The organism is Glutamicibacter creatinolyticus (assembly GCF_006094275.1).
GTDB classification, from domain to species: Bacteria; Actinomycetota; Actinomycetes; order Actinomycetales; family Micrococcaceae; genus Glutamicibacter; species Glutamicibacter creatinolyticus.
Genome location: NZ_CP034412.1, coordinates 1418568 through 1445185 on the forward strand (window position 1 = coordinate 1418568; position 26618 = coordinate 1445185).

Consider the following 26618-nt stretch of genomic DNA (forward strand, 5'->3'; position numbering starts at 1 on the left):
CGAGGGTCCGACATGGACGCCAAAGTCTTTCGCGACTTGCGCAATCGAGACGCCGGCCTCGCGGTTCATCGCGACGCGCACGACGTCATCGCCGAACTCCTTGCGGAAGGGCTTGGGCATAGTGGCATCCTTTCATGTCAGCCTCCTCGGCTAGCTATGTTCGATGTCACCTACTCCTGCACCAGACCCCCTGTGTTGCACGGCAGAGGTTGTATCAAGACGCGACTTTGCTGGTCATGGCGCGAAGTCCTTCTAAGAACGAGTGACCGGCTCGAACTCTCTAGTAACTCACTCGAACCGGCTCCGTTTCAGATACGGATGCAAGTGGTACTAAAATTGGGTAACAGTCCGCACGACTACGACAGTGGTCGTGAATGCGTATCTAGGAGGCCGCGAAAGAAGTTGGGAAGCCAACACACAATAGCCAGCTCATTGCAGGTCACAGACTATGCATGGTCTTCGGCCGGAAAACTCAGTTTTCTGCTCGCAGGGCGTCCTGATTCTAGTTCGGACAAGATACAGTCCGTCAAACTTGTTAGTCAAGATAAAAAATTGATGGCGCCCTCCGTCAAGATCTGTGGATCCGTAGGTGGCAGCCTCCATTGTGAGGTGCATGTTCCTACTGGTGCTAACTACAGGATCGAAGCTCTGGACAGTAGTGGCAAATTATATCGTGTGGGGCTACCTATAGGACTCGCTAACAAAACGGGCAAATTTTCGGGTTTTATCTCCCGATATATACTCCGTTCTCCTGCGTATGCGATGACGCTCCAAAGGGAAATGAAACGCCTACCGAAGAAGATATCTGTAATAACGCGAAGTGATTCGATAGAGATATTAGACGAGGAAAATTTGGGACAGCAACTGCTCTTTACGCGTCGCGGTTCAAAAGATACGGTGCGTGGAAGCCTTTTGCAGAACGGAGCAAGTGTTTTTTCGATTAGTGAGTTTTCCGAAACGCTTTTGTGTCTACCCGATGGCGAAACGCTATGGGATTGCAGACTCGGTTCCAACAGCGGTCGTAGGCTCCAGTACTGGGGAAGCGCTTCGGAAGAGCCGAGGAGACTTATGCAATATCCCTGGTACTGGATGGGAGACGAAGGCGCGAGCGCAAGAGCCAAGGTCTACTGGACAAAAGATGGCCACTTGGCCTTGAAAATTGTGAAGAAAGGGCTCAAAGCAGCATGAAGATCGCATTCATACTAACCACAGGCGACACAAGCGCGGGAACGGAACATGCGATCCAGTCGCAAGCAGTAGGTTTGCGTGATCGCGGTTACGAAATATCGATTTACAGTATTTACCGGACTAACGGGCGCCTCAGCAGAATTATGCCCGATGACATCAAGGTTACATATTGGTTGGATTCTGAAGGTAAAGATCTGACGGGCATGTTGTCGGATGAACAAGCAGAACGCTTAAGCAAGGCACCTTCAACACTAATATCGCATGCTTGGGACAACCAGTACAGTAAATTAACCGACATTGTTTGTCGAAAGAAAATTGGCGGCCTCCGCGAGGATGCAGTCGTTACTACCACGCCAGCGTTAGCAATGCTTGCATCATATTTCCTCCCAGAAGGGACGATGTTGGTTGCCGAAGAGCATCGAGCAAGCATGAGACGAGGTGTCGGCATTACGCCTCTTGCAAACGTCGTTCACGACGTAGACGCGATAATCTCGCTCAACAACGAAAATGCAGAATGGATCCGGGACCGTTTCCCAGAGTACGGGTTCGTCAGCGCTGTCATTCCGAACTCTATTCCTGATGTTCTACGCCCGCGAGCAGCAAGCAACTCGACGATTGTAATGGCTGCTGGACGTTTCGCTCCTGGCAAACAGTTTGATCAGCTACTTGAGGCCTTTTCTCTATTTAAGGCGGGACATCCCGACTGGACTCTGCGCCTATTCGGTGAGGGACCGGGTGAGACGAAACTCAGAGAGTTAATTGGGAAACTGAATCTCCACGATTCCGTCGAGATCATCACTGGTGTAACCGATTTAACCGCTGAGTGGGCCGAAGCGGGAATTCACGCTATGACGTCCAAAAGCGAAGGCCAACCGTTGGTAATTCTCGAAGCGTCTGCAGCAGGTGTTCCTACCGTTGCTTACGATTGTCCGATTGGGCCGAGGAACATTCTTACTCATGGTATAGACGGTTTGCTCGTACCACTCAATGACACCGAAGCTTTCGCCCAGACACTGGCTTCGATTGCAGGCGATACGGAACGTCGTGCGAAAATGTCGTCTGCCGCAATTCAGACGGCGAAGAAGTACAGCCCTAAGAGTATTCTTGATGAATGGGAAAAGCTGTACTCAGAATTGGCCCAGCGAAGGACACCGAGTGAACCTCGCGTTGAAGCTAACCTTAAGATTTTACGAGGATCGCGTGAAAATGAAACAGTTACGCTCCCTGATGATCTCGATTTTAACGGAACTGAAAATGCAAAAAAGGGTTTCAACGTCCGTATCGTGGAGCCGCGTAGCTTATCTGCTCAACTCGCTCAGGACGTGAACCAGAAATTCGTTAAAGGTTTGCTAATGCGGGCTGAAATCTGTGCTGTTGAAATCCCGTCCTACAGCTACTACAGGCAGACTTTAGCGATTCGGGAAGAAGACAGTCTGCGACTTCTTCAGGCATTGTCACGGTCACCCCAGGAGGGTGTATGTGTGAGGGCCATGAAGGGAAATTCCAGATTGTCTACGAAAGACTGGCACCCTGGTGTCGATGAACTTTCCGAGTACGACCGTGATTTGGCAAATGTTTTCCGGGTATTCATTCCGATTTCGGACGAACTTCGTCGCTTTACCTTCGGTTCAGTTTTCGCTGTAGACATAGAAGTATGGTCTATTGATCAGGATGCGTACGTGGCACCCCGGTCCAATCCAGGTGTCGATCGGTTGTTGAACGATGACTTCCTTCGGGGCAGTGTCCTGCCGGAAGCGCCGCTTTGGGACGAAATTAACTTCCCGATTGATGCAGTGTATACGTGGGTTGATGATAGTGATCAGAACTGGCGTCGGACTAAGGACCATTACGACGCTCTCGAAAACGGTTCACACCCTTTAGCAACTGGGTCTATGCGATTCAAGAACCGTGATGAGTTACGTTATTCAATACGGAGCGTACGCACATTTATGCCCTGGATACGTAATATATACGTAGTTACTGCAGACCAGTATCCGACGTGGCTATCGGAAGAATCCGACATACAAGTTATTACACACAGCGACATTTTTCCTGACAAGTCGGTCCTACCTGTCTTTAACTCGCATGCCATAGAAGCTTGCTTGCACCGGGTGCCAGGATTGGCGGAGCACTTCTTATATTTCAACGACGATACCCTCCTTATGCGCATGCAAGATCCGCGTACCTATTTCCACGGCAACGGTGCGGCCAAATTTTTCATGTCCTCGGTAAAAATTGATACGAATAATGCTGAGAATGAACCTCACATGTGGGCGGCGCGCAATAATAGAAAAATCCTATTTAGGGACTTCGGCAAAGTAATTACTCGTGGCATGCTACACACGCCATATCCCCACCGGAGATCGGTGCTATCAGAGATAGAGTCTGAATATCCTGAGGTTTTCAAAACGGTCAGAGCCTCTAGATTCCGCAGTCCTACCGATATATCCTTGCTGTCCTCGTTTGCTCAGCATTATGGATATTTCGTAAATGAATACATACCTGGGAGCATACGTTATGCGTTCTGCTCGATGGCAGATGAAGGGATTCAAGCTAAGCTGTCCATGTTGCAACAAAGTGAACGGTTTGATGTTGTTACGTTTGGCGAGGGTGAAAACCCTGTCTATACAGGGGAGCAAATTGACGGGATGATGGATCAGTTCTTCCGTAGTCGTTTCCCATATCCGGTCCAAGATGAGATTGGGTCGACTTCATTGACTGTAGAAGACTCGTCGGATTCGACGGAGTGAGAAAAATGCGAAATTTTCAAGCGGTGCAAAGAAGTGCAAAGCGTGTGTTGACATCGGCCAGTAGTAAAATCGGCGCGCGACTCGCTCCTGGTGTTGCTTCAGTTAAGACGCTGTTAACGCGAGCTGTTTCAAGTGATTTTCGTGAACACTCTACCCTTCTTAAGCTCCCTGTGGGCTTCCGATTAGGACTAACCGCTTCTTCCTTGTCGCTTCCTGATGTATCTAAAAGTAACTTCGAACAGCTAGAGATGGCACTGAAATCGTGTGCTATCGACTATTGGGTGTTGAATGTTGATCCTTCAGGCTCCATGCAGCTGAATATAATGACCGATGATTTCGATCGATTTATTCGTAATATAGTGAACGCTGTCGATTTCAAGCACTGGTATTATCAGATGCTCAATGATAATGGCAAAACGTCAAGTTCCACGGGTTTATTGCATGCCGTGGGTTCTGATACCAGTAAGATAAACGGTGTTCGACTATTTCAGTATGTTGCTCCTTCAGTAGAATCATTCTTCTTCGCTGGGGCGGCGCAAGGTGTCGATGTAGTACGTTGGCGGGTCAGCGATGCGAACGGTGGAATCACGAGTGAGATATGGAACCCGAAATGCGTAGAACTTCCTAACCCAAAAGCAAGTCATAACGAGTTCTTGGATGTCCTGGCTCGAGCGAATGGAGCCTCCGGTCATCATTTTTCCTGCCCAGTTGACGCAGTAATCACTTGGGTAGATGGTAACGACAAGAATTGGTTGAAGCGGAAAAATGCTGCTCTTGGCCTTGAGACGGAGCGGTTGGTCCAGGACGCGACGGATGCGTCTAGATTTGAGCCACTCGATGAGTTGAAATATTGCTTAAGGGCAATCGAACAGTATGCACCCTGGATTCGTAAGATTTTTCTTGTCACGGACCGTCAGACGCCAGAGTGGCTGCAAGTCAAGGAAAACAACAGGCTCAAAGTTATTGATCATTCGGAAATTTGGAAGGATCCGGCAGATCTTCCGGTATTCAATTCCCATGCGATTGAAGCAAACTTACACCGTATAGATGGCCTCGCTGAACACTTCTTGTATCTGAATGATGACATGATCCTGACGGCACCCGTCTCTCCGGATACCTTTTTTCATCCGAGCGGGGTGACTAAGGTGTTTTATTCGAAAGCTTTGGTAGATTTCAACGATTTATCGGATCAAGACAATGTGTCGACGGTGGCAGCCAAGAATGCAAGAACAATTTTGCATTCTAGGGGGTTTCCTATTATGAATCGAAAGTTCTTTCATACGCCGTATGCGTTTAATCGAAGTATTTTGGAGAAGATTGAGCAGGAATTTGCCGATATTTCTGAACGCGTTAGCGCAACAAAATTTCGGTCTCTAGACGATGTAGCGTTTGCCGGTTCGTTCTACTTTAATTACGCGTTGGCGGTGGGTGCCGCCGTGCCCGGAAAGATTCGTTATGATTACATTGATCCCGCTGATTCGGGAGCATTGGATCGACTGGACCGGATCATCAGAAAAAGACACACGCAGTGCATCGTCGTAAATGATGGTTCGCAGGCCGTTTCCCCCGAAGAGCGCGAGATTATAAAGAAGGTCATCCCTGCTCGCTTGAGTCAGCTTCTTCCCGTGAAATCTTCATTTGAGCTTTAACGCCTAGGGCGTGTCTCTTTATTTGGTTAATACCGCGCTCCACACCACCACAGCTTGTAAAACCACTGCAGCCCTGTAGGTCAGTGCGAGCTTGTCATACCGGGTGGCCAGTGACCTCCACTGCTTCAACGTGTTGAAGCTGCATTCCACGACATTGCGACGTTTATACGCCTCCTTGTCGTAGGTCACCGGCCGCCCACCAGCTGAACCCCGACGCAACCGGTTCGCTTTTTGGTCTTCCCTCTCTGGGATCACGCACTGAATGCCCCGAGCTCGCAAGTAGTGGCGGATCGCCTTGGACGAATAGGCTTTGTCCGCCATAGCCCGCACGGGACGTTTCCGGGCCGCACCAGGTCCTGGCTTCTGAACCTTGAGCGAGTCCAGCAGGTTCTGAAACATCGGCGCGTCCCCGCTCTGCCCGGGGCCGAGCAGCAAGACCAGTGGGCGGCGGTTGCCATCAACGAGCGCATGGATCTTCGTGCTCAACCCGCCCCTGGAACGACCGATCGCATGGTCTTCGGGTTCAGTGAGCAGATTCTTGTAACTTGATAGATCCCCCTGTGTGGCGTGGGAGGTTGGTCGCATGCTGGTGGGCACGATTGATCGTGGAATCCACCGACACCTCCCAATTGATCAGGCCTCGCGTATCAGCCGTTGACAGCAGCGCGGCAAGGATCTTGTCCCAGGTGCCGTCATTACTGAAACGGCGGTGGCGTTTCCAGACTGATTTCCATGACCCGAAATGTTCTGGAAGGTCACGCCAGGGAATCCCTACCCGGTACCTGTAGATCATGGCTTCGGTCGTTCGCCGGTGGTCGTTGAAAGGCCGTCCGCGTTTACCCGTCGAGTCGGGCATGAACGGCGCGATCAAGTCCCATTGCGCGTCGGTTAGAAGATGATAACGAGAACTCACTGTTCAAGCGTGGCAAAGTTACCTATCCACATTTAGGAGACACGCCCTAGTAGTCGAAGTTGACGTGCATCACTGAACTTGTCTAGCGCTAAAGATCGCGCTAGGGTTAAATGTCGGTCTATGTTCAATAGGAGTTATCATCAGCGAAAAGCGTTCTGATCGGTCACCGCACGGTGAGCCCGATCGCAGCTCGCCTCTGGTTATTTCAACCAAGGAGCTTGGACGGGCGCCCGGAGCAATGACAACGATCGTTGAGCATGTACCCGCGCCCGCTGAAGTGGGTGTCGCACTCATTGGTGTTCGTGAAGGATCTGAGGTTTCCTTGGGCCTGCGGCTCGAATCCGTACATGAGGGTGTTCTGGTTTCTGGTGTAGCCACCGTGGAAATCGCCGGTGAATGCGGGCGGTGCCTGACACCCATCGAGTATGATTATGATGCTGATATCCAGGAGCTCTTCTACTATGAAGAGAATGCCGAAATCGAGCAAGACGATGAAGTAGACCAGTACTGGGTTGTCGATGATCTCATCGACCTTGACCCGGTATTGCGGAACGCAGTGGTGACCGCCCTGCCGTTCCAGCCGGTATGCCGGGAAGATTGTTTAGGGCTTTGCAGCGAATGTGGCAAGAACCTTAACGAGGATCCTGAGCATCACCATGAGGTCCTTGATCCTCGTTGGGCAGCGCTTGCGCAGCTGGCCGACATAGTCGCAGAAGATGCGACACAAAGTAAAACGTCAGACGAGAGAGAAGAGAAGTAGTCGTGGCTGTTCCAAAGCGGAAGATGTCCCGTGCGAATACTCGTGCCCGCCGTTCTCAGTGGAAGGCTACCGCACCGAACCTGGTGAAGACCGTTGAAAACGGTCGAGTCACCTACAGCCTGCCGCACCAGGCCAAGGTCGTGACCGACTCGGCCGGTACCGAGCTGTTCCTTGAGTACAAGGGTCGCAAGGTCGCAGACGTCTAAATATGTCTTCTGAAGAAGAACTTCTGAAGCGTCTCGGGGTCACTATTGACCCCGAGACGCTTCGTCTTGCTTTAACCCATCGTTCCTACGCCTATGAAAACGGCGGGATTCCCACCAATGAGCGTCTAGAGTTCTTGGGCGACTCCATCCTGGGCTTCAGCATCGCCGAGTATCTCTACGATGAGCTGCCTCACCTGCCGGAAGGGGACCTCGCGAAGCGCCGCGCGGCTGTCGTGAGCACTCGCGCGTTGGCTACGGTTGGCCGGCAACTCGCGCTGGGCCAGCACATCTACCTGGGTCGTGGTGAGAAGCAGTCCAACGGGGAAAACAAGTCCTCGATTTTGGCCGATACCATGGAAGCCATTTTTGGCGCCGTGTACCTCAACCATGGGATGGATATTGCCAAGGAGCTCATCCTGCGTTTGGTGACGCCGATGCTTGAGGATGGTGAACTGCTCGGAGCTGCCACTGACTGGAAGACGGTCATCCAGGAAGAAGCAGCTGGCGGCAAACTCGGGGACGTGCTCTATGAAGTCACGGGAACCGGCCCGGACCACGCCCGCAGCTACACCGCCACTTTGTGGATTGGGGAGCGCGAGCTGGGCCAGGGGCAGGGGCCTTCCAAGAAGGAAGCGGAACAGGAAGCCGCCAGGGCTAGTTGGAAGCTAATGCATCCCAATCAGACCTTGCCACAGCTCTAAGGATCGCCACTTCGCTATGCCTGAACAACCGGAAGTCGAAGTAGTTCGCCGGGGACTTGAAACCTGGGTCCGCGGTCGCAGTTTCGAGACGGTCGAAGTCCTAGATCCACGCTCCGTGCGACGGCACCTGGACGGTGCCGAAGACTTCGTAGTAAGTCTTCAGGGATGCTGTGTTGATGCAGTAGTTCGGCGCGGCAAGTTCCTCTGGATGAACCTGACTGGGCTGGAGACACCCGCTGCGCTCGTGGCGCATCTGGGAATGAGCGGGCAGCTGCTGATAGAGGAACCTGAAGCACCGGATGAAAAACATTTGAAGGTGCGTCTATCGCTGAGTTCCCGCGGCGAAGAACCAGGGGAGCTACGGTTTGTCGACCAACGGATCTTTGGCGGAATGTTCCTCTCGCCTCTTGTCAGCACTTCCGATGGGGGAGTCGGCGGCCAGGGGAGCGACCTCGAACTCATCCCAGCAGCGGCCTCCCATATTGCCCGAGACGTATTGGATCCGTTCCGGACCACCGAGTCCCTCTACGCTGCCCTGCGCAAACGTACCACTCAAGTCAAGCGGGCTATCCTCGACCAAACAGTGATCGCGGGTGTGGGGAACATCTATGCGGATGAGGCACTTTGGCAAGCTGGTTTCTCAGGGCTCCGGAATACCGCGACAATTCGGCGGGCAGAAGTTGAACGGCTGGATGCCGCTCTGCGGGACGTAATGCTTCGTGCACTGGACGCCGGGGGCACGAGCTTCGATTCGCTGTACGTCAATGTGAATGGAGCCAGCGGATACTTTGACCGCTCGCTCAACGCCTACGGCCGGGAGGGCAGAGAATGTGCTCGCTGTGCGAGCAATAGTCGTACTTCATTGATTCGTCGCGACGCCTTTATGGGTCGTTCCTCATTCACCTGCCCTGTCTGCCAGCCCCGCCCCCGCCGTCGTTAGACATCCTGCTGATACAGCGCGAGAATTCCTGCAAAACACCGTTGTTGTAATCGCTCCACCTCTGGGCAGCCCAGGGGCCGAAAGCCTTATCAGTCAGCGTGACACAGGCCAGCCGGTGCTCTGGGTCAACCCAGAGAAAAGTTCCGGATTGACCGAAGTGGCCGAAGGTCGTCGCCGGATGATCCTTGCCGGTCCAATGCGGATTCTTGGTTCCGCGGATCTCAAAGCCAAGTCCCCAGTCATTGGGTTCTTGGCGTCCATAGCCGGGCAAGATGCCAATCCTGTCCGGGAAATGAACTGAGGTGGCGTTCTTCAACGATTCTGATGCCAGCAGGGTGGGGGTGAGCAATTCCGCCGCGAATCGGGACAGATCTGCTGCGGTAGAGATCCCATCCTTGGCGCTGCTGCCATCCAACGTGGTGTCGTTCATCCCCAATGGGATGAACAGCGCTTCTGAAATGTATTCCGTAAAGGCGATGCCGCTGGAACGCTGCAGGTGCTCAGCCAGTACCTCGAACCCGGTATTGGAGTAGCCACGGCGGCTGCCCGGCTTGAAGCGGATGGTTTCACTGTCGAAGTCATAGCCGGAGGTGTGGGCCAGCAGATGATGCACCGTGGAGCCTTCGGGCCCCGCAGGGTCGTCTAGACTGATGGCTTCTTCTTCCAGGGCAAGCAGGAAGGCATAGGCGCTCAGCAGCTTGGTCACCGAGGCCAGCGGGTACTTACGGTTTAGGTCGCCGACAGAACCAAGCATCCGTCCGGAACCATCGATCACGGTGCTGACCGCATTGTCGGTCGGCCATTGCTCAATCTGCGAAAGAACGCTCACTTGGATTCCAATCTCTTCGCTTACTTTCATGCAGCCCTACGCGCCGCTTCCCCTGGTTGCGGGGTGGGCTTCGATAGAATTGCCTCACCAAGCCTCTCGTGGTTCTTGACGAGCCGACACCAGCCTATAACCCCAACACAGAACTCAGGAATCCTTCACCGTGCATCTAAAGACACTTACCGTACGCGGGTTCAAGTCTTTTGCCTCGGCGACGACCTTTGAGTTTGAACCGGGTGTCACTGCGGTGGTTGGCCCCAATGGGTCCGGCAAGTCCAATGTGGTGGATGCGCTGGCGTGGGTGATGGGGGAACAGGGAGCCAAAACCCTGCGTGGTGGCAAGATGGAGGATGTCATTTTTGCCGGCACCTCCGGACGTCCGCCGTTGGGTCGTGCCCACGTTTCCCTGACCATAGACAACACCGATGGCCAGTTGCCCATCGACTATGCCGAAGTCACGATCTCACGCACGTTGTTCCGGTCCGGAGGTTCAGAATACGCGATCAATGGAAACTCCTGCCGCCTATTGGATATTCAGGAACTCTTGTCCGATTCCGGACTTGGTCGCGAAATGCATGTCATTGTCGGTCAGGGGCAACTCGACAAAATCCTGCACGCCACTGCCGAAGACCGGCGCGGTTTCATTGAAGAAGCCGCCGGCGTGCTCAAGCACCGTCGGCGCAAGGAAAAGACCTTGCGCAAGCTTCAGGCCATGCAAGGAAACCTGGACCGTCTAGAAGACTTAGGTGCTGAAGTACGCCGACAATTGGCGCCCCTTGGACGCCAGGCGAAAATTGCCCGTCGTGCCCAAAGCGTTCAACTGGAGGTGCGCGATGCCAAGGCACGCCTGCTTGCTGATGACCTGGTCACGCTAAACAACAAATTGGCCCAAGACATCAACGACGAAGCCAAAATCCAAGCTGCGCAGCGGGAGACCAGCTCCCAGCTGGAACACGCACGCCAGTATGTGGGGAATCTTGAAGCGAAGCTATCGCAGGCCACCCCTCGTCTTGCCAGAATCCAGGAAACCTGGGTTAGCCTCACAACCCTACAGGAGCGCTACCGGTCCATGGCCGCGTTGGCGCGAGAACGCTCCTCACTGCTGGCATCAAACCCAACGCACTTCGACAGCAACCGGGACCCCGACCGTTTGGACGCCCAGGCCGAGCGGCTGGGTGAAGAACTCGCCGAACTGGAAGAAGCAGTTGAGGACCGTCATGAGATCCTCGCTGAAGCCGTCGAGGCAAAGGAAACCGCCGAAGAAGCCGCACGCGCTGAACAACAGCGAATGGCCTCCCTGCTGCGCGCGGCAGCCGACCGCCGCGAAGGCATGGCACGTTTAGCTTCCCAGGTCGCCTCCGCACGAAGCCGAGTGGATGTCACCAGCGCAGAAATCGTCCGGCTCAAGGACAGTGACCAGTCGTTTGACGCAAACCTTGCCGCCGACCACCAATCTTTTGAATCCTTGTCCCAGGAACTCGCGGAACGGCAGGAGGCCGAAGAGGAACTGAACAGTGCGTATGAGGACGCCGCGGGAGAGTTCCATGCCCTACAGCATGCGCAACGCGTGGCCTCGGAGCGAGAGCGTGAACTATCCGTTCGGGTTTCCGGGCTCACCTCGCGCCTCGAAGCGCTGAAGCTGAACGCCCAGGACGATTCATCCGCAGAACTCCTCGCAGCACACGGCGAGCTCTTGCTGGGACGGCTAGGAGAACTGATCTCCACAGCCGACGGCTATGAAAAGGCCATCTCAGCCATCCTTCGGGACAGCTCCGAAGCACTCGTTGCCTCTGACGTCACCGGTGCCTTCGACTTGATTGAAGAACTCTCCGATCAACAAGAAGCGAACGTCTCGTTGATCCATGTATCGGCCAACGGTGAGTCAGTAGTGCCCCGCATCGACGGTCTCATCACTGCCCGCGAGGTCGTGACCAGCCGCCCGGAAATAGTCTCGTTACTGGACCGGCTGCTCGCCAACCACTACATTGTCGAGGACTTGAACACCGCCCGCGAAATGGCACTCCAATATGCGGATGCCTGCTTCACCACCTTTGACGGAATCAACGTATCCGCGGCACGTAGCTCCGTGGGCAACAGCGCAGGCGCTTCCCTAATCGCCCAGCAGGCATTGATCGAATCCACCCAAACAGAACTGAGCCAAACAAGTTCAGAACTGCAGCGTCTGGAACGTGAACTCGCCGAGCGGGAACCGGCCCTTCACGCCTCTGAAAACGCCCACGATGAAGCGCTCACTGCCCTGCGGGATTCCGACGCGGGCATTACCGAGCTCACCAGTTATCTGGCCGAGTTGGGGGAGAAGCTGCGCAACGCCGAGGCACAGCGTCAGACCCTACGCGCAAGAATTGTCGCGGCGGAGGAAAAGCTGAGCCTCGAGCAGGAATCGCTCGAAGAGATCACCGAGCGCATGGAGATGGCGTCCGAAGATCACGAAGACGAATCCGTTGATGATGCGTCGCGGGCTGCCATGGCGGATGCGGCCGCTGCCGCACGTCAACAGGAACTGGAAGCGCGCCTGGCACTGCGCAGCAGTGAAGAGCGCGTCACGGCCCTGCGCTCCCGTATCGAAGGACTCAAACGCACGGCAGCAGCCGAACGGACCCACCGCGAAGTAGCTGCACGGCGGGCCGAAGAGCGCCGTAGCCAGGCAACGAACGCCGCCCAGGTGGAAGCCGCAGCGACTCGAATCCTGCAGTTCATTGACGTCTCTGTCCAGATGACCGACAGCGAGCGCCGTGAGCTGCAGGAACACAAGAACGAGATCGAGGAGCTGCTCAGCACCCAGCGCGCCGAGGTTGAGAAACTTTCGGCGGAACTGGCACGCCTGTCGGATGCCGCGCACCGTGATGAAATGGCGCGCGCCGAACTGCGGATGCGCATTGAGAACGTTGAAAACCGCGCGCTAGAGGAACTGGGGTATACCCCGGAATACTTGATCGAGAACTACGGTCCTGATCAGCTGATTCCCGAAGCGTTTGATCCGGAGGATAAATGGGCCGAACTGCGTCAGAGCGTTGACGAGGACGGCAATCCTGTGGGAACCAAACCCTTTGACCGCGTGGAGCAGGAAAAGCGGCTGAAGAAGGCCGAACGCGATCTGGGCGCACTGGGCAAGGTCAACCCCCTGGCCCTGGAGGAGTTCGCTGCATTGGAGGAGCGACACAAGTTCCTCTCCGGACAACTTGAGGACTTGAAGAAATCCCGAGCAGACCTAGAACAAATCATTCAAGACGTTGACGATCATGTTGAACGAGTGTTCACCGAGGCCTACAACGATACGGCAACCCAATTCAAGAGAATTTTTGACCGCCTGTTCCCGGGCGGCGAGGGACAGCTTGTCCTGACCGACCCCGACAATATGCTAACCACTGGTATTGAAGTCGAAGCCCGCCCTGCCGGCAAGAAAATCAAGCGGCTCTCACTCCTCTCCGGTGGAGAACGCTCCCTCACCGCAGTGGCGTTGCTGGTCGCCATCTTCAAGGCCAGACCGTCTCCGTTCTATGTAATGGACGAAGTTGAAGCAGCGCTGGATGACGTGAACCTGGGACGGTTGATCACCATCTTCGAAGAGTTGCGCGAATCCTCGCAGCTCATCGTGATTACCCACCAGAAGAAGACCATGGAAGTTGCGGACGCGCTTTATGGCGTGACCATGCGTGGAGATGGAGTCACCACGGTGATTAGCCAAAAGATGGCGCACCCAACTACATAATTGGTGACTCCAGAAGGCGCACCGTCATTTCGACAAGTGTTTTACTGCGCACCAGTTTTGTTAAGATGTTGCCTGTCCCTGTGCTGGGGGACATGGCTGTTCGCATGTCTTTATTGGGAACAATACGGACGTAGTTGGTGTGTCTTGTTATTGGGTTATCTTGAATGGAACGCTCTACATCTGGGGTTTGGAACTTGGCGTTCCTAGCTCCAGTTCAACAAGTGTGGTCTTATCTAAGGTTCCAAACACTCGACCATCCGGTGTAGTCGTAAGTCGACTGCCCAAACGCAACTTCGTGGATTGACCGACGCGGGCGCGCGTCCCGTTCTCGAAGTCGACCGCTGTGGCTGTGCCAGCCGCCGTGTGCACCAAGCGCACCCCCTCTCCGATCTTGGCAATGTCTGCGTTAGCCCAACCGGGGCGAACTTCCTGGTTCTTGGTTCCGGACAGTAAGTGATGCTTGACGAGTTTCCCAGAACGAGGATCAATGACTCCAAGTCCTTCAACGTCCGCGACGACAAGCCAATTGGCCACGAGTACGGGGGCGTAAAGCGCACCCGCGCTTGCGAGCGGCTTGCTCGTCCAGATGATTTCCCGTGTGCCGATATCGAACTTGAAGACATATGCGGAACCTTCTGTATCTGGAAGTCCGTAACCGTTCCGTACAGAGGTCGTCCCGTAGACATGATCTTCGTCGGCAACTAGCCCGATGATTGAGTGGCCGGCGATGAATCCTTTTCCCCCGCCGTCCAAGACCCAGGTGACTTTGTTTTTTTCGGGGTCGATTTCGCCAAGAACTCCACCGGAACGCCCATAGTCTGGCACTGTTCCGAAGAACACTCTATTGGAGTTCTTGGCCCATCCGAAAGGCCGTGATTGGTGAAAGTCAGTCGCTAGTCTCGCAAGCAGATGGTATTCATCCGCGCTATTCTTATCCAGCGTGTTAAAGCTGATGAGGTCGGCTGATCCGTAAGATCCCACATAGCTCCGGCGATCGTTGAATTGGATCATGGCCTCAGCCTGATTAATCAGATTCTCGTCCGGTGGTGAGGACCATGTTTGCCCCGATTCGATATTGATCGAAGCCAACCCGCTTCCCATGTACCCGCCCATGTAGATATTGCCATCGGAATGTCCCATTAGTGACTGAATAGCGAACTGGCCTGCATTGAGTTCCACTACGTGTTCTTTGGGCTTTGTCCCCGGGTGAGAATCGAAGTGTTCAATAGTGAGTCCGGCGGCACTTTGACCGATAATTGCAACTTGATTCTGCTGTTGCAATATTGATAAGGGTTTGGAAGTTTTTACGTCGGCAAGTTCAGTATCTTGAAGAGTGGCTGTCCTAGTAAAGTACAGCGTATTGTCCGTAATCGTGTAGAACCCTTTAGTGGTGTCGGTGGTATCAGAGCTCACGCGGGCCGCCCAGACTCGCCCAATCTTGTCCTCCCACTGTTTAGTCATTGGATTCAAGACAAGCTGTCCACTGATGCTGCTAGCAGAGACTAGGACTTTTTCGTTCCGGACTTCAATGCGGGAAATAAACCCTTCTGGCACATCTTCTGGAAGTCCAATTTCGGTTCGTGCGTCTGGTTTCGATGCCGTGAAAGTAAAAATTCTTGGATGCACTGAACCGGTGCCAACCCACAGCCGGTCAGTGGAGTCTATGGCCAAGCGCCGAACGTAGTCCGTATCCTCAGCGAATCGCGAAGAAACTGTGATCTTGTGGTTTTGAGGATCAAAATTAAAGACTGAACCTGCCGGGTACGAACCACCCCAAACAACTCCACGAGAGTCGAGTTGCAGATCATAAATAGTGGTGGCTGCGTCAACCTTGCCTACGAATGTAGTTATTTTCGGCTTGCTTGGGATCCAGACGTGAAGCGCATTCGCTGTGCCAATGTACAGTTTCTTGTTACGCGTGTCCCATTTCATCGTTTCGAGGCCGCCGGTATGACTTTCTGGAAAATCAAGAGTATGGATCACTTCACGGACGGAAGTATCGACGATTTGCAGTTGTCGGGCTGTTCCGGCAATGCTGACTGCTAGCCATGGCCAAGGGCCGGAGCCCAGCCCTGGAAGTGGTTCCACACTTTTGATTTTGAGCGCTGGAAATGCGCCGCGATACTCGCGCCGAATCCCGTTGGTCGGTTGGGTCTTTTCGAGTCGGCTGATGACACGACCGTCGCGATCGGTGAGTTTTGCTTTCGTCGAGGGTTCGGGGCTCGGCGTGCTTGTCGTAGTGTCTGAACTATCGCTGTTCGGGCCGAGAACCGCTCCAGCAGCAACTGTACCCGCAGCTACCGTCGAAATTGTGATGATGGTTCGGCGTGATACTTTTCGCGAAGTATCTGACGGCTCTTTGTTCACTAGCAATCTCCTGCGTGTCAAAACTCAACACTCCTGACGTTAGTGAGTCCACATGGGCAAACGCTGAATCACCTTGGGGCCGGACCCGTCGCTTGACCAACAGCGCGAGGCTAATGGTTTCAGGATTGAGATGGTCGGGCTTCAACAGCGGTCACGGTTGTAGGGGTGAACAACCACGCCACGACACCCACTAGGCATACGGCGCCTGAAGCGCTCAGCGCCACTTGGTAGTTAATGTGATCTGCCATAAACCCGGCGATAAGCGGTCCGATGATCGCACCCAAGTCGGTGGCCATTTGGAATCCTGCCAACGCCTTGCCACCATTACGCCCAGCCCCAATGACATCCGCTACGGCTGCCTGCTGGGCTGGACCCAGGATGCCGCCACCGAAGCCGGCGAGGATGGAAAAGATGATGAAGGCCGGCAGGGAAGTGAAGTAGCCCATTAGGACGATGGAGGAGAGCAGAATGGCCATGCCAAGAAGAACAGGCTTCTTGCGTCCAATCGCGTCCGTCAGCTTTCCGGAGAACGTCAGGGCGACACCATTGCCCACGGCGAAAATGGCCAGGGAGATACCCGCCACGCGTTGTCCGGTTCCCTCACCGAAGACCGCCAGGGCAAAGAGGGGGATCATTGAGGTGCGGATGCCGAAGGCCAGCCAACCGTAGCTGAAACCGGAGGCCATCGCCGCGCGGAAGGTGGGGGAGCGCAGAGCTTCACGAGTGGTCAACACCGGTACGGGCGCGCTCGGCTCAGCCACTTCGTTGTCTTCAAGTTTTTCCTGCACCGGTTTGCGTGCCAGGGCAAAGTACACCACGGCTGCGGCGATCAACAGCGCCACACCATAGATGAGGAAGGGCAGGCGCATTCCAAAGGGGGCCAGTAGGCTGCCGAAGACTGGTCCCATGACATTGCCCAGCAGGAACGCGCCGGCGTACATCCCTGAAATCCGCCCGCGTGATCCATCCGGCGCCAATCGGGCGATGAGCGCCATGGCCGAGATCGTGAACATGGTGGAACCAAAACCGCCAAGCCCACGGGCAACCAATAGCTGTGTGTAGTCCTGGACCGCGGCACAGAGCAAGGTGGACACGGCAACCAGCGACACTCCGGTCACATAGATTTTCGGTTCGCCCAGCTTGGCGGTCAGTACTCCGGCCACGGGCGCGAAAATCAGCCGCGCAAACGCAAAGATGCTAACAATGATGCTGGCGGCTGCTGCGCCCACATCAAAGCTCACCGCGTACTGCGGAAGGATGGGGGCAATCAAGCCGAAACCGAGGGCAATGATGAACGCGGCAATCAGTAGAATGGTGATCTCGCGGGGAACCCGCAGGCGTTCGGTGCGTGGAGCAATCTTGGGCATATGTGCTTTGCCCGCTGAATCCGTACCGGGCAGCGCGGGCTAACCAGCTTCCTTGTCAGGGGAGTGTTAACGGATTGAACTGCCAGCCAACATCATAGTCTGTGAGATGATTCTAAACGTGACTGATCAGCTTTTGACCATAATCATCGTGATCGCAGTCATAGCGATCGTCGGCATTGGAACCATCGCGTTGGTTTCCAAGGGCCGCAAACCCAAGACCCCCTACACCAGCGAACGCGACGCTAATGATCCGCCGGCCGGTACCGGAACCCTCACCGAGGAACGCCCGGACACCGATACGCTGCCCCCCGAGGCTCCAGCTACTGGTGCAACGGCACCGACGGTTGAAGAAGAGCCGGCGCTCCAGCTGGAGGTTCCGGCCCCGGTGCAGGGCCGTCTGGCCCGTCTGCGTGCCCGACTGACAAAGTCGAACAACGTTTTCTCCAAGGGTCTGTTGGCCCTGCTCAGCCAGGACAACATCGATGATGACGTCTGGGACGAGATCGAAGAAAACCTGCTCATGGCAGACCTGGGGACCGAACCGACCCTCGAACTCGTTGACGCATTGCGTGAGCGGGTCAAGATCGAGGGCAGCAAGGACCCGGCTCGCGTCAAGGCAATGTTGCGCGAGGAACTGCTGAAGCTGGTGGATCCTTCCATGGACCGCAACTACCTTCCGGAGCCGCATCCGGACCGCCCGAGCATCCTGATGGTGGTCGGTGTCAACGGCGTTGGCAAGACGACCACCATCGGCAAGATGGCCCGTGTGCTGGTCGCCGAGGACAAGGACGTGCTGCTGGGAGCGGCAGATACCTTCCGCGCCGCCGCGGCAGAGCAGCTGGCGACCTGGGGTGACCGGGTTGGCGTTCCCACCGTCCGCTCCGAAATCGATGGCGCGGACCCGGCCTCGGTAGCGTACGAAGCCGTTGCCGCGGGCATCGACCAGCAGGTGGACATCGTCATGATCGACACCGCGGGACGACTGCAGAACAAGGTCGGCCTGATGGACGAACTGGGCAAGATCAAACGCGTGGTGGAAAAGAAGGCAACCGTTGATGAGGTCCTGCTCGTGCTGGACGCAACCACCGGCCAGAACGGACTGTCACAGGCCAAGGTGTTCTCGGAGGTAGTGAATGTCTCCGGGATCGTGTTGACCAAGCTGGACGGTACCGCCAAGGGTGGCATCGTCGTGGCCATCCAGCGGCAGTTGGGAGTACCGGTCAAGCTGGTGGGGCTCGGCGAAGGTCCGGATGACCTTGCCCCGTTTGATCCCGAAGAGTTCGTGGACGCCCTGCTCGAAGGGTAGCCGCGTAATTTCAGCACCTCGGCAGTAGCCGGGGTGCTGAATCATTTAAATGACCGCGAGCAACACGAAACACGCTGAGAGGGACTCCAACTCGGCGGGAACGGGACAGAAGCGAGGCGCCAACGGCTCAATGCTATTTCGGCGTGTCGCATCCGGATGCATGGAGGGAGCCCTGAGATTCCGGGAAGTAGTGCTGCCCGTGCGACGTCGTGTGACAGTTACCCAAGCCTTTTCCCAGAGAAGTCCGGTAAAAACTATGCGCAGGATCGTTGGAATTCCAGCTGTCCAAAGGCATTGACCGGCTTTTCTGCGGGTCAACGCGCGTCTGTGTCACCAACACGAAGGACCACTGTCTGTGAGCCAGCAGCTGAGCACTAGTCTGTCTGCACCACCAATCAAGCCCCGGTCCAGTTTTCGGGGAGACATTCAGGGGTTGCGTGCCCTGGCGGTCGGCGTCGTGGTGCTCTACCACTTTTGGCCGCACCGGCTCACCGGGGGCTTCGTGGGCGTGGACGTCTTCTTTGTGATCTCCGGTTTTCTGATCACCGCGCATTTGATCAGCAAGCCGCCCCGCACGGCGAAGGACATTGGCAAATTCTGGATGCGGCGGGTTAGCCGGCTCCTGCCTGCCTCGTTCTTGGTGATCCTCTCAAGCATTCTCGCGGTCTGGGCTGTGGCACCTGCCACAGTCTGGCGGGACTGGGGCCTGCAGGGGTTGGCCTCCACCTTCTATTTCCAGAACTGGTACCTCGCCGGAACGAGCGTGGACTATATGGCAGAAGGTGAGGCCGAGAGCCCCTTCCAGCATTTCTGGTCCCTGTCCGTCGAGGAACAGTTCTACTTCATCTGGCCGATCATGATTGGTCTGCTGGTGTTCGGGGCGCTGCATGCAGGCATCAAACCCCGCGCTGCAATACTCGGCAGTGTCGGCACCCTGTTGGTGTGTTCACTGGGCTACTCGGTATACCTGACCGAGCAGAATGCCGGTGTCGCCTATTTCTCCACCTTCACTCGAATGTGGGAGTTTGCGGTGGGAGCGCTGGTGGCAGCACTTGGCCCCCGCTTCTATGCCGAAAGCCGGACCGGGTTTTCTGCTGTGATGGCCTGGGTAGGGCTGCTTGCCGTCGCCGGAGCCGTCCTGACCTTCGACGGCAAAACACCGTTCCCCGGAGTGGCTGCTGCCATTCCCGTGGTCGGTACCGCGCTGGTCATCGCCGCGCATTCAAAGCACCGCTTCTCACCGGACCGGCTGCTCGGTCTACCCATCATGCGCTTCACCGGGGATAACTCGTATGCCATCTACCTGTGGCATTGGCCAGTCCTAATCTTGGCTCCCTTTGTCCTGGATGACTTCTTCGCAACCGAAAAGATCATGGCACTGGTGATCACCGTGCTCTTGGCCGTGCTGACACAAAGACTGGTGGAGACCAGATTCCGCCGGCTCATGGAACGAGTACCGCAGCTGTCCGCACCCCGATTCCTGGTCACCGGGTCGCTCGTGCTGGCCTTGATTGTCGGTGGTTTCCAGCTCACAAGCCACCAAATGATGCAGGGCGCCAAGGACGTGGACGCCGGAATTGAGCGGGTGAAATCCGAGGTCGGCATTGACTGCTTCGGGGCTTCGGCCATGAAGGATCCCGACTGTGCAGACCCCTCTGAAGGCTATGAGGTTCTGGCCCCCAGCCCGTTAGTGGCAGAGGAAGACCGGCCGCCGGTATACGAGGATGATTGTTTTGCGAGCAGTAGTTCAGAATTTTCGGATCGCACGGTGTGCCACTATGGGGAAGAAGACGGGCAGATCAAGGTTGCGCTCGTCGGAAATTCTCATGCGGGCCACTGGGTACCCGCGCTGGACCCGATTGCCGAACACAATGATTGGTCCATTGATACCTACTTGGCCAGTGCGTGTGCGGTGTTGGGTGAAGAGCAGGAGTTTGATTCCAAGGAACAGGCAGCTGGCTGTGATGAATACGGGAACTGGGCAATCGAGGAAATCACCAACGGCGACTATGACTTGATCATTTCCTCCAATCGGATGTCCGCGCCCATCATGGGCCACTCCCTGGAGGAGAGCGAAGACCCGGCAACAGAAGCCTATGGACAGGTTCTCCAACAGTGGGAATCGTCCGGCAGCCGCGTCGTGGTCCTGCGCGACACCCCGTGGCCGGGAGAGACGTTGGACAACGTTCCGGACTGCGTCTCGAACAACGATGACGCGGTGCAAGAGTGCAGCGCGCCGGCGGATACCTGGGTTCCCATGGACCCGCAGGCAGATGCCGTGCAACAACTGGCGAATCCTCGGATTTCCGTTGTCAACATGAATGACTACTTCTGTTCTAAGGACACCTGCCATTCAGTGATAGGAGGGGTCATGGCGTACTTTGACCATTCCCACTTGAGCGAGACTTTCGCCCAAACTCTCACTGACCCCTTGCAAAACCGCCTAAGGGAGACTGTCGTCGATAACAGGATGTGGAAGTAACAAGAACCTCTCCGTAGGTGGGGAGACTGCCAGCCAGGTGACGTGCCCCACCCCCAAGAATCATGCGACACCCAGTGGGAAGTGGAGATTCTCAGGAGAATGGATAGAATCGTCTCCTGTATGTTTGGATGCCCTAGAGGAGTCCGAGCTGAGAAGGATCCGAGGAAAGTCGCCGGGAGACGTTACGTGGGAATTACCGAATTCGAAAACTCGCTGATCGAGCTAATCCGGGCCAGGAATCCGTTGCTGTACGTCGAGACCTTCGAAGAGGCGCGGGTCGTCGGCGCGGTGGAGAACATCGCAACCAACCCGAAGCTTAAACGCGACCGCCAGGTAGTCAGCTACACACTGAGCTCCGGGCTGCACCGGTTGGGTGAGCAGGGCAAACCCACCGACCCGGTCGCGGCCATCAATGAGGCTGCGAAATACCAAGAGCCCACCATCTTCGTGTTCTACGACCTGCACCACTTCATCTCGGCTTCCGGAGCCGGTTCCCAGGTCGATCCGAATGTGGTGCGTGCGGTGCTGGATGCGGCACGGTCCTTCCGCAGTGGCGCCGTGGCCCACACCATGATCCTCGTGTCCCCGGGTATGACCCTGCCGGTGGATCTGCAAAAGGAAGTCACGGTCCTGGAACTGCCGCTGCCGAACCGTGAGGAAATCGCCGCTATCCTCGATGACATAATTCAAGCCAACTCCGCACAGATCAGCGTCGAGCTCACCGCCGATGACCGTGACCGACTGCTGCAGGCGGCGCAGGGGCTCACATTGGGCGAGGCGGAGAACGCCTTTGCCCGAGCCATCGCCAATGATGCGCGGCTGGAACCCGGCGATATCGCACTGGTGCTGGAGGAAAAGCGCCAGACCATCAGGAAGTCCGGCCTGCTCGAATTCGTGACCGTCAGCGAGGACATCGATGACATCGGCGGTCTTCAGAACCTGAAAACCTGGCTGCGCAAGCGCAACGGGTCCTGGCTTCCCAGCGCCGCCGGCTGGGGCATTCCGGCCCCCAAGGGCGTATTGATCACCGGGGTGCCTGGCTGTGGCAAGTCATTGACGGCAAAATGCATGGCCTCACTGTGGGGCCTGCCCCTGCTGCGCATGGACATCGGCAAGGTCTTCTCTGGTCTCGTTGGCTCCAGCGAGCAGAACATGCGCGACACCCTGAGGCTGGCCGAGGCGGTTGCCCCATCGATCCTGTGGATCGATGAGATTGAAAAGGGCTTTGGCAGCAACAGCGGGGGAGACTCCGGAACCAGCCAACGCGTTTTCGGCACATTTCTGACCTGGCTGCAGGAAAAGCAGGCCCCGGTCTTCGTGGTGGCTACCGCCAACAAGATCAACGCCCTGCCACCCGAGCTGCTGCGCAAGGGGCGCTTCGACGAGATCTTCTTCGTTGACTTGCCTACCTATGCCGAGCGTGAGGAAATCTGGCGGATTCAGCTCGAACACCGGCTCGCTAGCGCGCCCGAGGCCGCTGGAGAAGTCTCAGCCGAAGACCCGTCACTCATGGAGCGCCTGGCCCAGGCCAGCAACGGTTTCTCGGGCGCCGAAATCGCCGAGGGCGTCGTCAGCGCGTGCTTCGATGCGTACCATGAACGCCAACCACTGCGCGAGGCGGACTTGCTACGGGCAATCAGCAACACGGTTCCGCTGGCCACCATGCAAGCCGAACAGATCCGGGCGGTGCGTGACTGGGCCACCCAGCGCGCGGTGGCAGCCACCGCAGCCGAGGACGAGGAAGAATTTGCGGCCAGCACCTCCGGGAGCGCGGACGTGACCAGTTGGCGTGGCGGACGCCGAATCGACTTCTAGGGGGAGCACCGATGAGTTTGGAAGTTTTCCTGATCCCCGCCGGGATCATGGCGGTCAAGGCCGCGCAGGAACTACATAATGCGAAAAACAGGCAGTACGAGCAGGCTTTTGAGTCCACCCGGATTCAGGACCAGCAGTTGCTCATTGAGGGGCTGGACGCACTAGGGATCACCGAGCACCAGGTGCAAGGTGAGCTCGTCACCGCGCAGACCAAGGCCGGGGAAGCGGTGTTCGTCCGCGAGTCGGACCGTTACCTCGCACAGATTAGAAACGAGCAGGAGGCCACCGGAGCACTGGTGCAACAGCTGCACTCGGCGGTTGGTCAGATCCTGCAACGCAGGAACGTGGAGAAAGTCCAGGCCCAGGCACGCACCATGGGAATGCGCCTCATGGAGCAGCGCGCGGTGGACGGCAGCGTCCAGCTGGTGTTCGAGGAGGCATAGATGTCAAAGAAATTCATCGTGACCATTGGCGCGGACGGCTTGATTTCCGCCGAGACCAGCGACATTACCGGGGCCGCCTGCCTGGATGAGTTGGCCACCATCGAAGCGTTGGTTCCCGACGCACGGGTGCTCGACTCCCGATTGACGGGAGACTACTACCGCGCCGCCGTGCAGGAACAGCACCTGCCGGTGCAGAATACCGTCAAGGATCAGCAGGGACAGGCATGAACGTTTCGTTCCGGCAGTTGATGTGGGCGCTGCTGAGCAGTGTAGGAGTGCTCTGGCCGGCCCTGACAGTGGGACTGGGTTCCTGCGTCGTCTTCTTCTACCGCGGAGTGCGGATGCGCAACTGGCGGTGGCTCATCATCGGCGCCGTAGCGCTGGCCATGACCATTTTCACCTTTGCGATGATGCCGGACAGCGGCATCAAGACCATCAACGGATCCTCCGTTTTCTATAACCTGGTGGTCGTCCTGATGCTCGTCAACTGGTTCGGATCCACGATTGTCGCCCTGGCACTGAACCCGCGCTGGTTGCGTTTTCTGATTGAGACTTCTCCGATGGTGCCGGCGGAGGTGCGCTCCCGCTACGGGCAGCCGCAGCGCCAGCGGACCCAGGAACCGCTGCTGGGACAGCAACAGGACCAGCAATGGTGGACCACAACCAACACCTCGTCCACCGGGAAGGCAGCGGCACCGGCACATGGCACAAGGTCTGGCTTCTCCCACGCCGGGGCGTCTACTTCCTCTGACATCACTGCCGGGCGTCAACTCCCCGTTCGGGAGGAGTTCACGGGCAACGTGGAGGTCAACCAGGCACGGCCCGCGCAACTGCGGGCGCTGGGCCTACGGCCGTCCGACATTGATTCCATTCTTTCGGCACGCAAACGCATTGGCTCTTTCAACAGTTTTGAGGAACTGCTGGAATCCAGCGGGGTGGCGCCGCACGTCCTGCTCCCGTTGCGCTCCAGGCTGGAATTCTCCGGCAACCCTACGCGCAGTAACCGGCGCGGCTCTCGGACCTTGGACCTGTAATGCCCAGTGCACTGAGGGTGGCCCGGGTCCTGCATGCCACCCGTGCCGAAGGCCCGCACCTGCGCAGCGCCATCTGGGTGCAGGGGTGTTCCATTCGCTGTAAGGGCTGCATCAACCCGCACCTGTTCACCGAACGCGGAGGAACACTGCGGGAAGTTGGTGACATTATTGCCGAGGCCCAACAGCATGAGGTTGAGGGCATCACTCTGATTGGAGGGGAACCCTTTGACCAGGCGGCCGCCGGAGCGGACCTGGCTGAGGCCGCCCAGGCAGCGGGGCTGGGAGTGCTCACCTTCACCGGTTACACCATGGAGTCCCTTCAGAACCGGGACCCGGACGCGGCGCGACTGATCGACGCCACGGATCTGCTGGTGGACGGTCCCTACCGGGAGGATGAACCGGAGACAGAACGCGCGCTGATCGGTTCGGCCAATCAGCGTTTCATCCATCTCAGCTCGCGCTACGAAGACTACGACCCGGCCTGGGCACCAAACCGGGTGGATGTGAGAATCCATCCGGACGGGACAGTGGAGCTAGGTGGTTTCCTGGACAGTGAAAATCTGCGTGAGTTCTCTGCCCAAAGTGGCCTATTGCGCCGGCGGCGTTCCTAAAACCGGCATTGTGAGGTTCGAACAACTCTAACGGCTACCATCGTGCGGCGGTCGGGGAACACTTGTGTGTTCCCCGACCGCCATCGGTTTTTCTGGGAGTAACGTCCCCGTAACCGCAATGACCCGCAGCCGTTACGGGACAACTATTTTTGTCATCAAACCGAAACGCAGACCAGCGCACAGCCGAAACAACTTCCCAGCAAGATTAAGTTCGTGGGGATGCCCAAGGACGTGTACCGCCCCTTGCAATCAAGCAAAGAGACACTTTTGCGAAGGTGATGGTGAAGGCGATGGAGATTTCGACAGCCGAGTTGTGGACGCTGACGGCCGCAAGCCTGGTGGTATTGATGACCCCGGCACTGGGTCTGTTTTACGGTGGGATGACCCGGGCCACCGGGGTCGTGAACATGATGTTGATGAGCTTCACGGCCGCGGCCATGACAGCGGTGGTCTGGGTACTGTGGGGCTACTCGCTGGCGTCCGGCGAGCCGATGTTAGGTGGCCTCCTCGGTGCGCCGCTGAATGATTTTGCCCTGCTGGGCACCGACATGGCAGATTTGTTGCCCGTCGGCTTTGCCGGCGCGTTTGCGATGATCGCCGTGGCCATCATTTCCGGGGCGATTGCCGACCGCAGCCGGTTCGGGGCCTGGCTGCTGTTTGTCCCGGTCTGGGTCTCCCTGGTCTACGCACCGGTTGCCTTCTGGGTGTGGGGCGGGGGTTTGCTGGATGCCGACGGATGGCTGGGTCAGCGCTTTGGTGAGGCCATTGATTTCGCCGGCGGAGCGGTGATCCACACGAACGCCGGTGTGGCGGCCCTGGTGCTGGCCCTGAAGCTTGGGCCGCGACACAATTTTCATGACCGCCCGCAGCCGCACAACACGCCGCTGGTGATGCTGGGAGCGGCCCTGCTCTGGTTCGGATGGTTCGGCTTCAACGCAGGCGCTGCGACCACCGTGGAGCAGGCCGGACTGATCTGGGTCAATACCCTCATTGCTCCCGGCGCCGCGGTGCTCGGGTGGATCCTGATGGAGAAACTGCGCGGCCAGCGTCCCACCTCGGTGGGAGTGGCCTCCGGCCTTGTGGCCGGACTGGTCGCCATCACCCCGTCCTGCGCCAACGTGGCGCCGTGGGCGGCGCTGCTGCTGGGTCTGGTGGCTGGGATGGCCGCGGCCTGGGCGGTGAACTTGAAGTGGAAGCTGGGCTATGACGACTCGTTGGACGTCGTCGGGGTGCACCTGGTGGCCGGCGTGGTCGGCACCCTGGCCCTGGGGTTCGTCGCGCTGCCGGGGCTGGAGGAGCCGGCAGGCCTGATCTACGGCGGCGGGCCGGCGCTGCTGGTCTCCCAGCTGGTGACCTGTCTGGTGGTGGTGGTTTTCTCGGCCACCGTCACTGGGGTGATTGCCCTGGCGGTGGACAAGCTCATCGGCTGGAGGGTCGACGGCTCCACGGAGGTCGCTGGCATTGATGCCGCCGAGCACCAGGAGTCCGGTTACCAGCTGGTGCGCTGACCCGGTCGTGCTGAATCAACTT

The 26618-nt window shown here is 57.0% G+C and carries 19 protein-coding genes and 1 pseudogene; 16 read left to right on the plus strand and 4 right to left on the minus strand.

Features of this window, described 5'->3' with window-relative positions; translation table 11 throughout:
* Positions 1-852 precede the first annotated feature (852 nt).
* Genes GcLGCM259_RS06430 through GcLGCM259_RS06440 form a run of 3 tightly spaced genes read left to right on the plus strand, consistent with a single transcriptional unit; the run spans position 853 to position 5587 of the window.
* A complete protein-coding gene (locus GcLGCM259_RS06430) occupies positions 853-1188 on the plus strand; it encodes a hypothetical protein (RefSeq protein ID WP_138926107.1) in 336 nt (111 codons plus the stop codon).
* The gene (locus tag GcLGCM259_RS06435; RefSeq protein WP_138926108.1) at positions 1185-3938 is read left to right on the plus strand and encodes a stealth family protein; all 2754 of its coding nucleotides are present in this window, start codon (positions 1185-1187) and stop codon (positions 3936-3938) included. The genes GcLGCM259_RS06430 and GcLGCM259_RS06435 overlap by 4 nt, the downstream gene beginning before the upstream one ends.
* A 5-nt stretch (positions 3939-3943) precedes the next feature.
* A complete protein-coding gene (locus GcLGCM259_RS06440) occupies positions 3944-5587 on the plus strand; it encodes a stealth family protein (protein WP_138926109.1) in 1644 nt (547 codons plus the stop codon).
* 18 nt (positions 5588-5605) lie between these two features.
* Here the strand turns inward: GcLGCM259_RS06440 and GcLGCM259_RS06445 are convergent.
* A protein-coding gene (locus GcLGCM259_RS06445; protein ID WP_217496576.1) for an IS5 family transposase occupies positions 5606-6443 on the minus strand; the annotation gives its coding sequence in 2 pieces (ribosomal slippage) (positions 5606-6136 and positions 6138-6443; 837 coding nt in all).
* 253 nt (positions 6444-6696) lie between these two features.
* Here GcLGCM259_RS06445 and GcLGCM259_RS06450 point away from each other — a divergent pair.
* The 4 genes from GcLGCM259_RS06450 to mutM are packed head-to-tail and all read left to right on the plus strand — an operon-like array spanning position 6697 to position 9107.
* Positions 6697-7260 (plus strand): YceD family protein, encoded by a 564-nt coding sequence (locus GcLGCM259_RS06450; RefSeq protein WP_425459800.1) that lies wholly within the window; start codon positions 6697-6699, stop codon positions 7258-7260.
* Positions 7261-7262: 2 nt separating this feature from the next.
* Positions 7263-7466: a 50S ribosomal protein L32 gene (gene rpmF, locus GcLGCM259_RS06455; RefSeq protein WP_013348816.1), complete on the plus strand. Its 204-nt coding sequence runs from the start codon at positions 7263-7265 to the stop codon at positions 7464-7466.
* Between the two features lie 2 nt (positions 7467-7468).
* Complete coding sequence (rnc, locus tag GcLGCM259_RS06460; protein ID WP_138926111.1) at positions 7469-8167, plus strand: ribonuclease III; 699 nt, start codon at positions 7469-7471, stop codon at positions 8165-8167.
* Positions 8168-8183: 16 nt separating this feature from the next.
* The gene (mutM, locus tag GcLGCM259_RS06465; protein ID WP_138926112.1) at positions 8184-9107 is read left to right on the plus strand and encodes a bifunctional DNA-formamidopyrimidine glycosylase/DNA-(apurinic or apyrimidinic site) lyase; all 924 of its coding nucleotides are present in this window, start codon (positions 8184-8186) and stop codon (positions 9105-9107) included.
* Here mutM and GcLGCM259_RS06470 read toward each other — a convergent pair.
* On the minus strand, positions 9067-9936 hold the full coding sequence (locus GcLGCM259_RS06470; RefSeq protein WP_246049813.1) for a serine hydrolase domain-containing protein: 870 nt from the start codon (positions 9934-9936) through the stop codon (positions 9067-9069). The genes mutM and GcLGCM259_RS06470 overlap by 41 nt on opposite strands.
* 160 nt (positions 9937-10096) lie before the next feature.
* Between GcLGCM259_RS06470 and smc the strand changes: the two genes are divergently transcribed.
* Positions 10097-13663, plus strand: coding sequence for a chromosome segregation protein SMC (gene smc / locus GcLGCM259_RS06475; RefSeq protein WP_138926114.1), 3567 nt, complete (start codon positions 10097-10099; stop codon positions 13661-13663).
* Between the two features lie 174 nt (positions 13664-13837).
* Here the strand turns inward: smc and GcLGCM259_RS06480 are convergent, their stop codons facing one another.
* Positions 13838-16030 carry a ligand-binding sensor domain-containing protein gene (locus GcLGCM259_RS06480; protein WP_138926115.1) on the minus strand — a complete coding sequence of 731 codons (2193 nt, stop codon included), beginning with the start codon at positions 16028-16030 and terminating at the stop codon, positions 13838-13840.
* Between the two features lie 119 nt (positions 16031-16149).
* Positions 16150-17397: an MFS transporter gene (locus GcLGCM259_RS06485; protein WP_175419351.1), complete on the minus strand. Its 1248-nt coding sequence runs from the start codon at positions 17395-17397 to the stop codon at positions 16150-16152.
* A 118-nt stretch (positions 17398-17515) separates the two neighbouring features.
* Between GcLGCM259_RS06485 and ftsY the strand changes: the two genes are divergently transcribed.
* The 8 genes and pseudogenes from ftsY (at position 17516) to GcLGCM259_RS06525 (ending at position 26596) form a co-directional block, all read left to right on the plus strand.
* Positions 17516-18703, plus strand: a complete 1188-nt coding sequence (gene ftsY / locus GcLGCM259_RS06490) for a signal recognition particle-docking protein FtsY (protein ID WP_425459794.1) — start codon at positions 17516-17518, stop codon at positions 18701-18703.
* A gap of 355 nt (positions 18704-19058) precedes the next feature.
* Complete coding sequence (locus GcLGCM259_RS06495) at positions 19059-21185, plus strand: acyltransferase family protein (RefSeq protein ID WP_175419352.1); 2127 nt, start codon at positions 19059-19061, stop codon at positions 21183-21185.
* Between the two features lie 1068 nt (positions 21186-22253).
* Positions 22254-22526, plus strand: a pseudogene (locus GcLGCM259_RS15835) (AAA family ATPase); the annotation flags it as partial.
* Positions 22527-23011: 485 nt separating this feature from the next.
* On the plus strand, positions 23012-23443 hold the full coding sequence (locus tag GcLGCM259_RS06505; RefSeq protein WP_138926119.1) for a hypothetical protein: 432 nt from the start codon (positions 23012-23014) through the stop codon (positions 23441-23443).
* A complete protein-coding gene (locus GcLGCM259_RS06510; protein WP_138926120.1) occupies positions 23444-23671 on the plus strand; it encodes a DUF2997 domain-containing protein in 228 nt (75 codons plus the stop codon).
* Positions 23668-24477: a ComEA family DNA-binding protein gene (locus GcLGCM259_RS06515; protein WP_138926121.1), complete on the plus strand. Its 810-nt coding sequence runs from the start codon at positions 23668-23670 to the stop codon at positions 24475-24477. The genes GcLGCM259_RS06510 and GcLGCM259_RS06515 overlap by 4 nt, the downstream gene beginning before the upstream one ends.
* Positions 24477-25088, plus strand: coding sequence for a 4Fe-4S single cluster domain-containing protein (locus GcLGCM259_RS06520; RefSeq protein ID WP_138926122.1), 612 nt, complete (start codon positions 24477-24479; stop codon positions 25086-25088). The genes GcLGCM259_RS06515 and GcLGCM259_RS06520 overlap by 1 nt, the downstream gene beginning before the upstream one ends.
* A 290-nt stretch (positions 25089-25378) precedes the next feature.
* On the plus strand, positions 25379-26596 hold the full coding sequence (locus GcLGCM259_RS06525) for an ammonium transporter (protein ID WP_138926123.1): 1218 nt from the start codon (positions 25379-25381) through the stop codon (positions 26594-26596).
* Positions 26597-26618 lie beyond the last annotated feature (22 nt).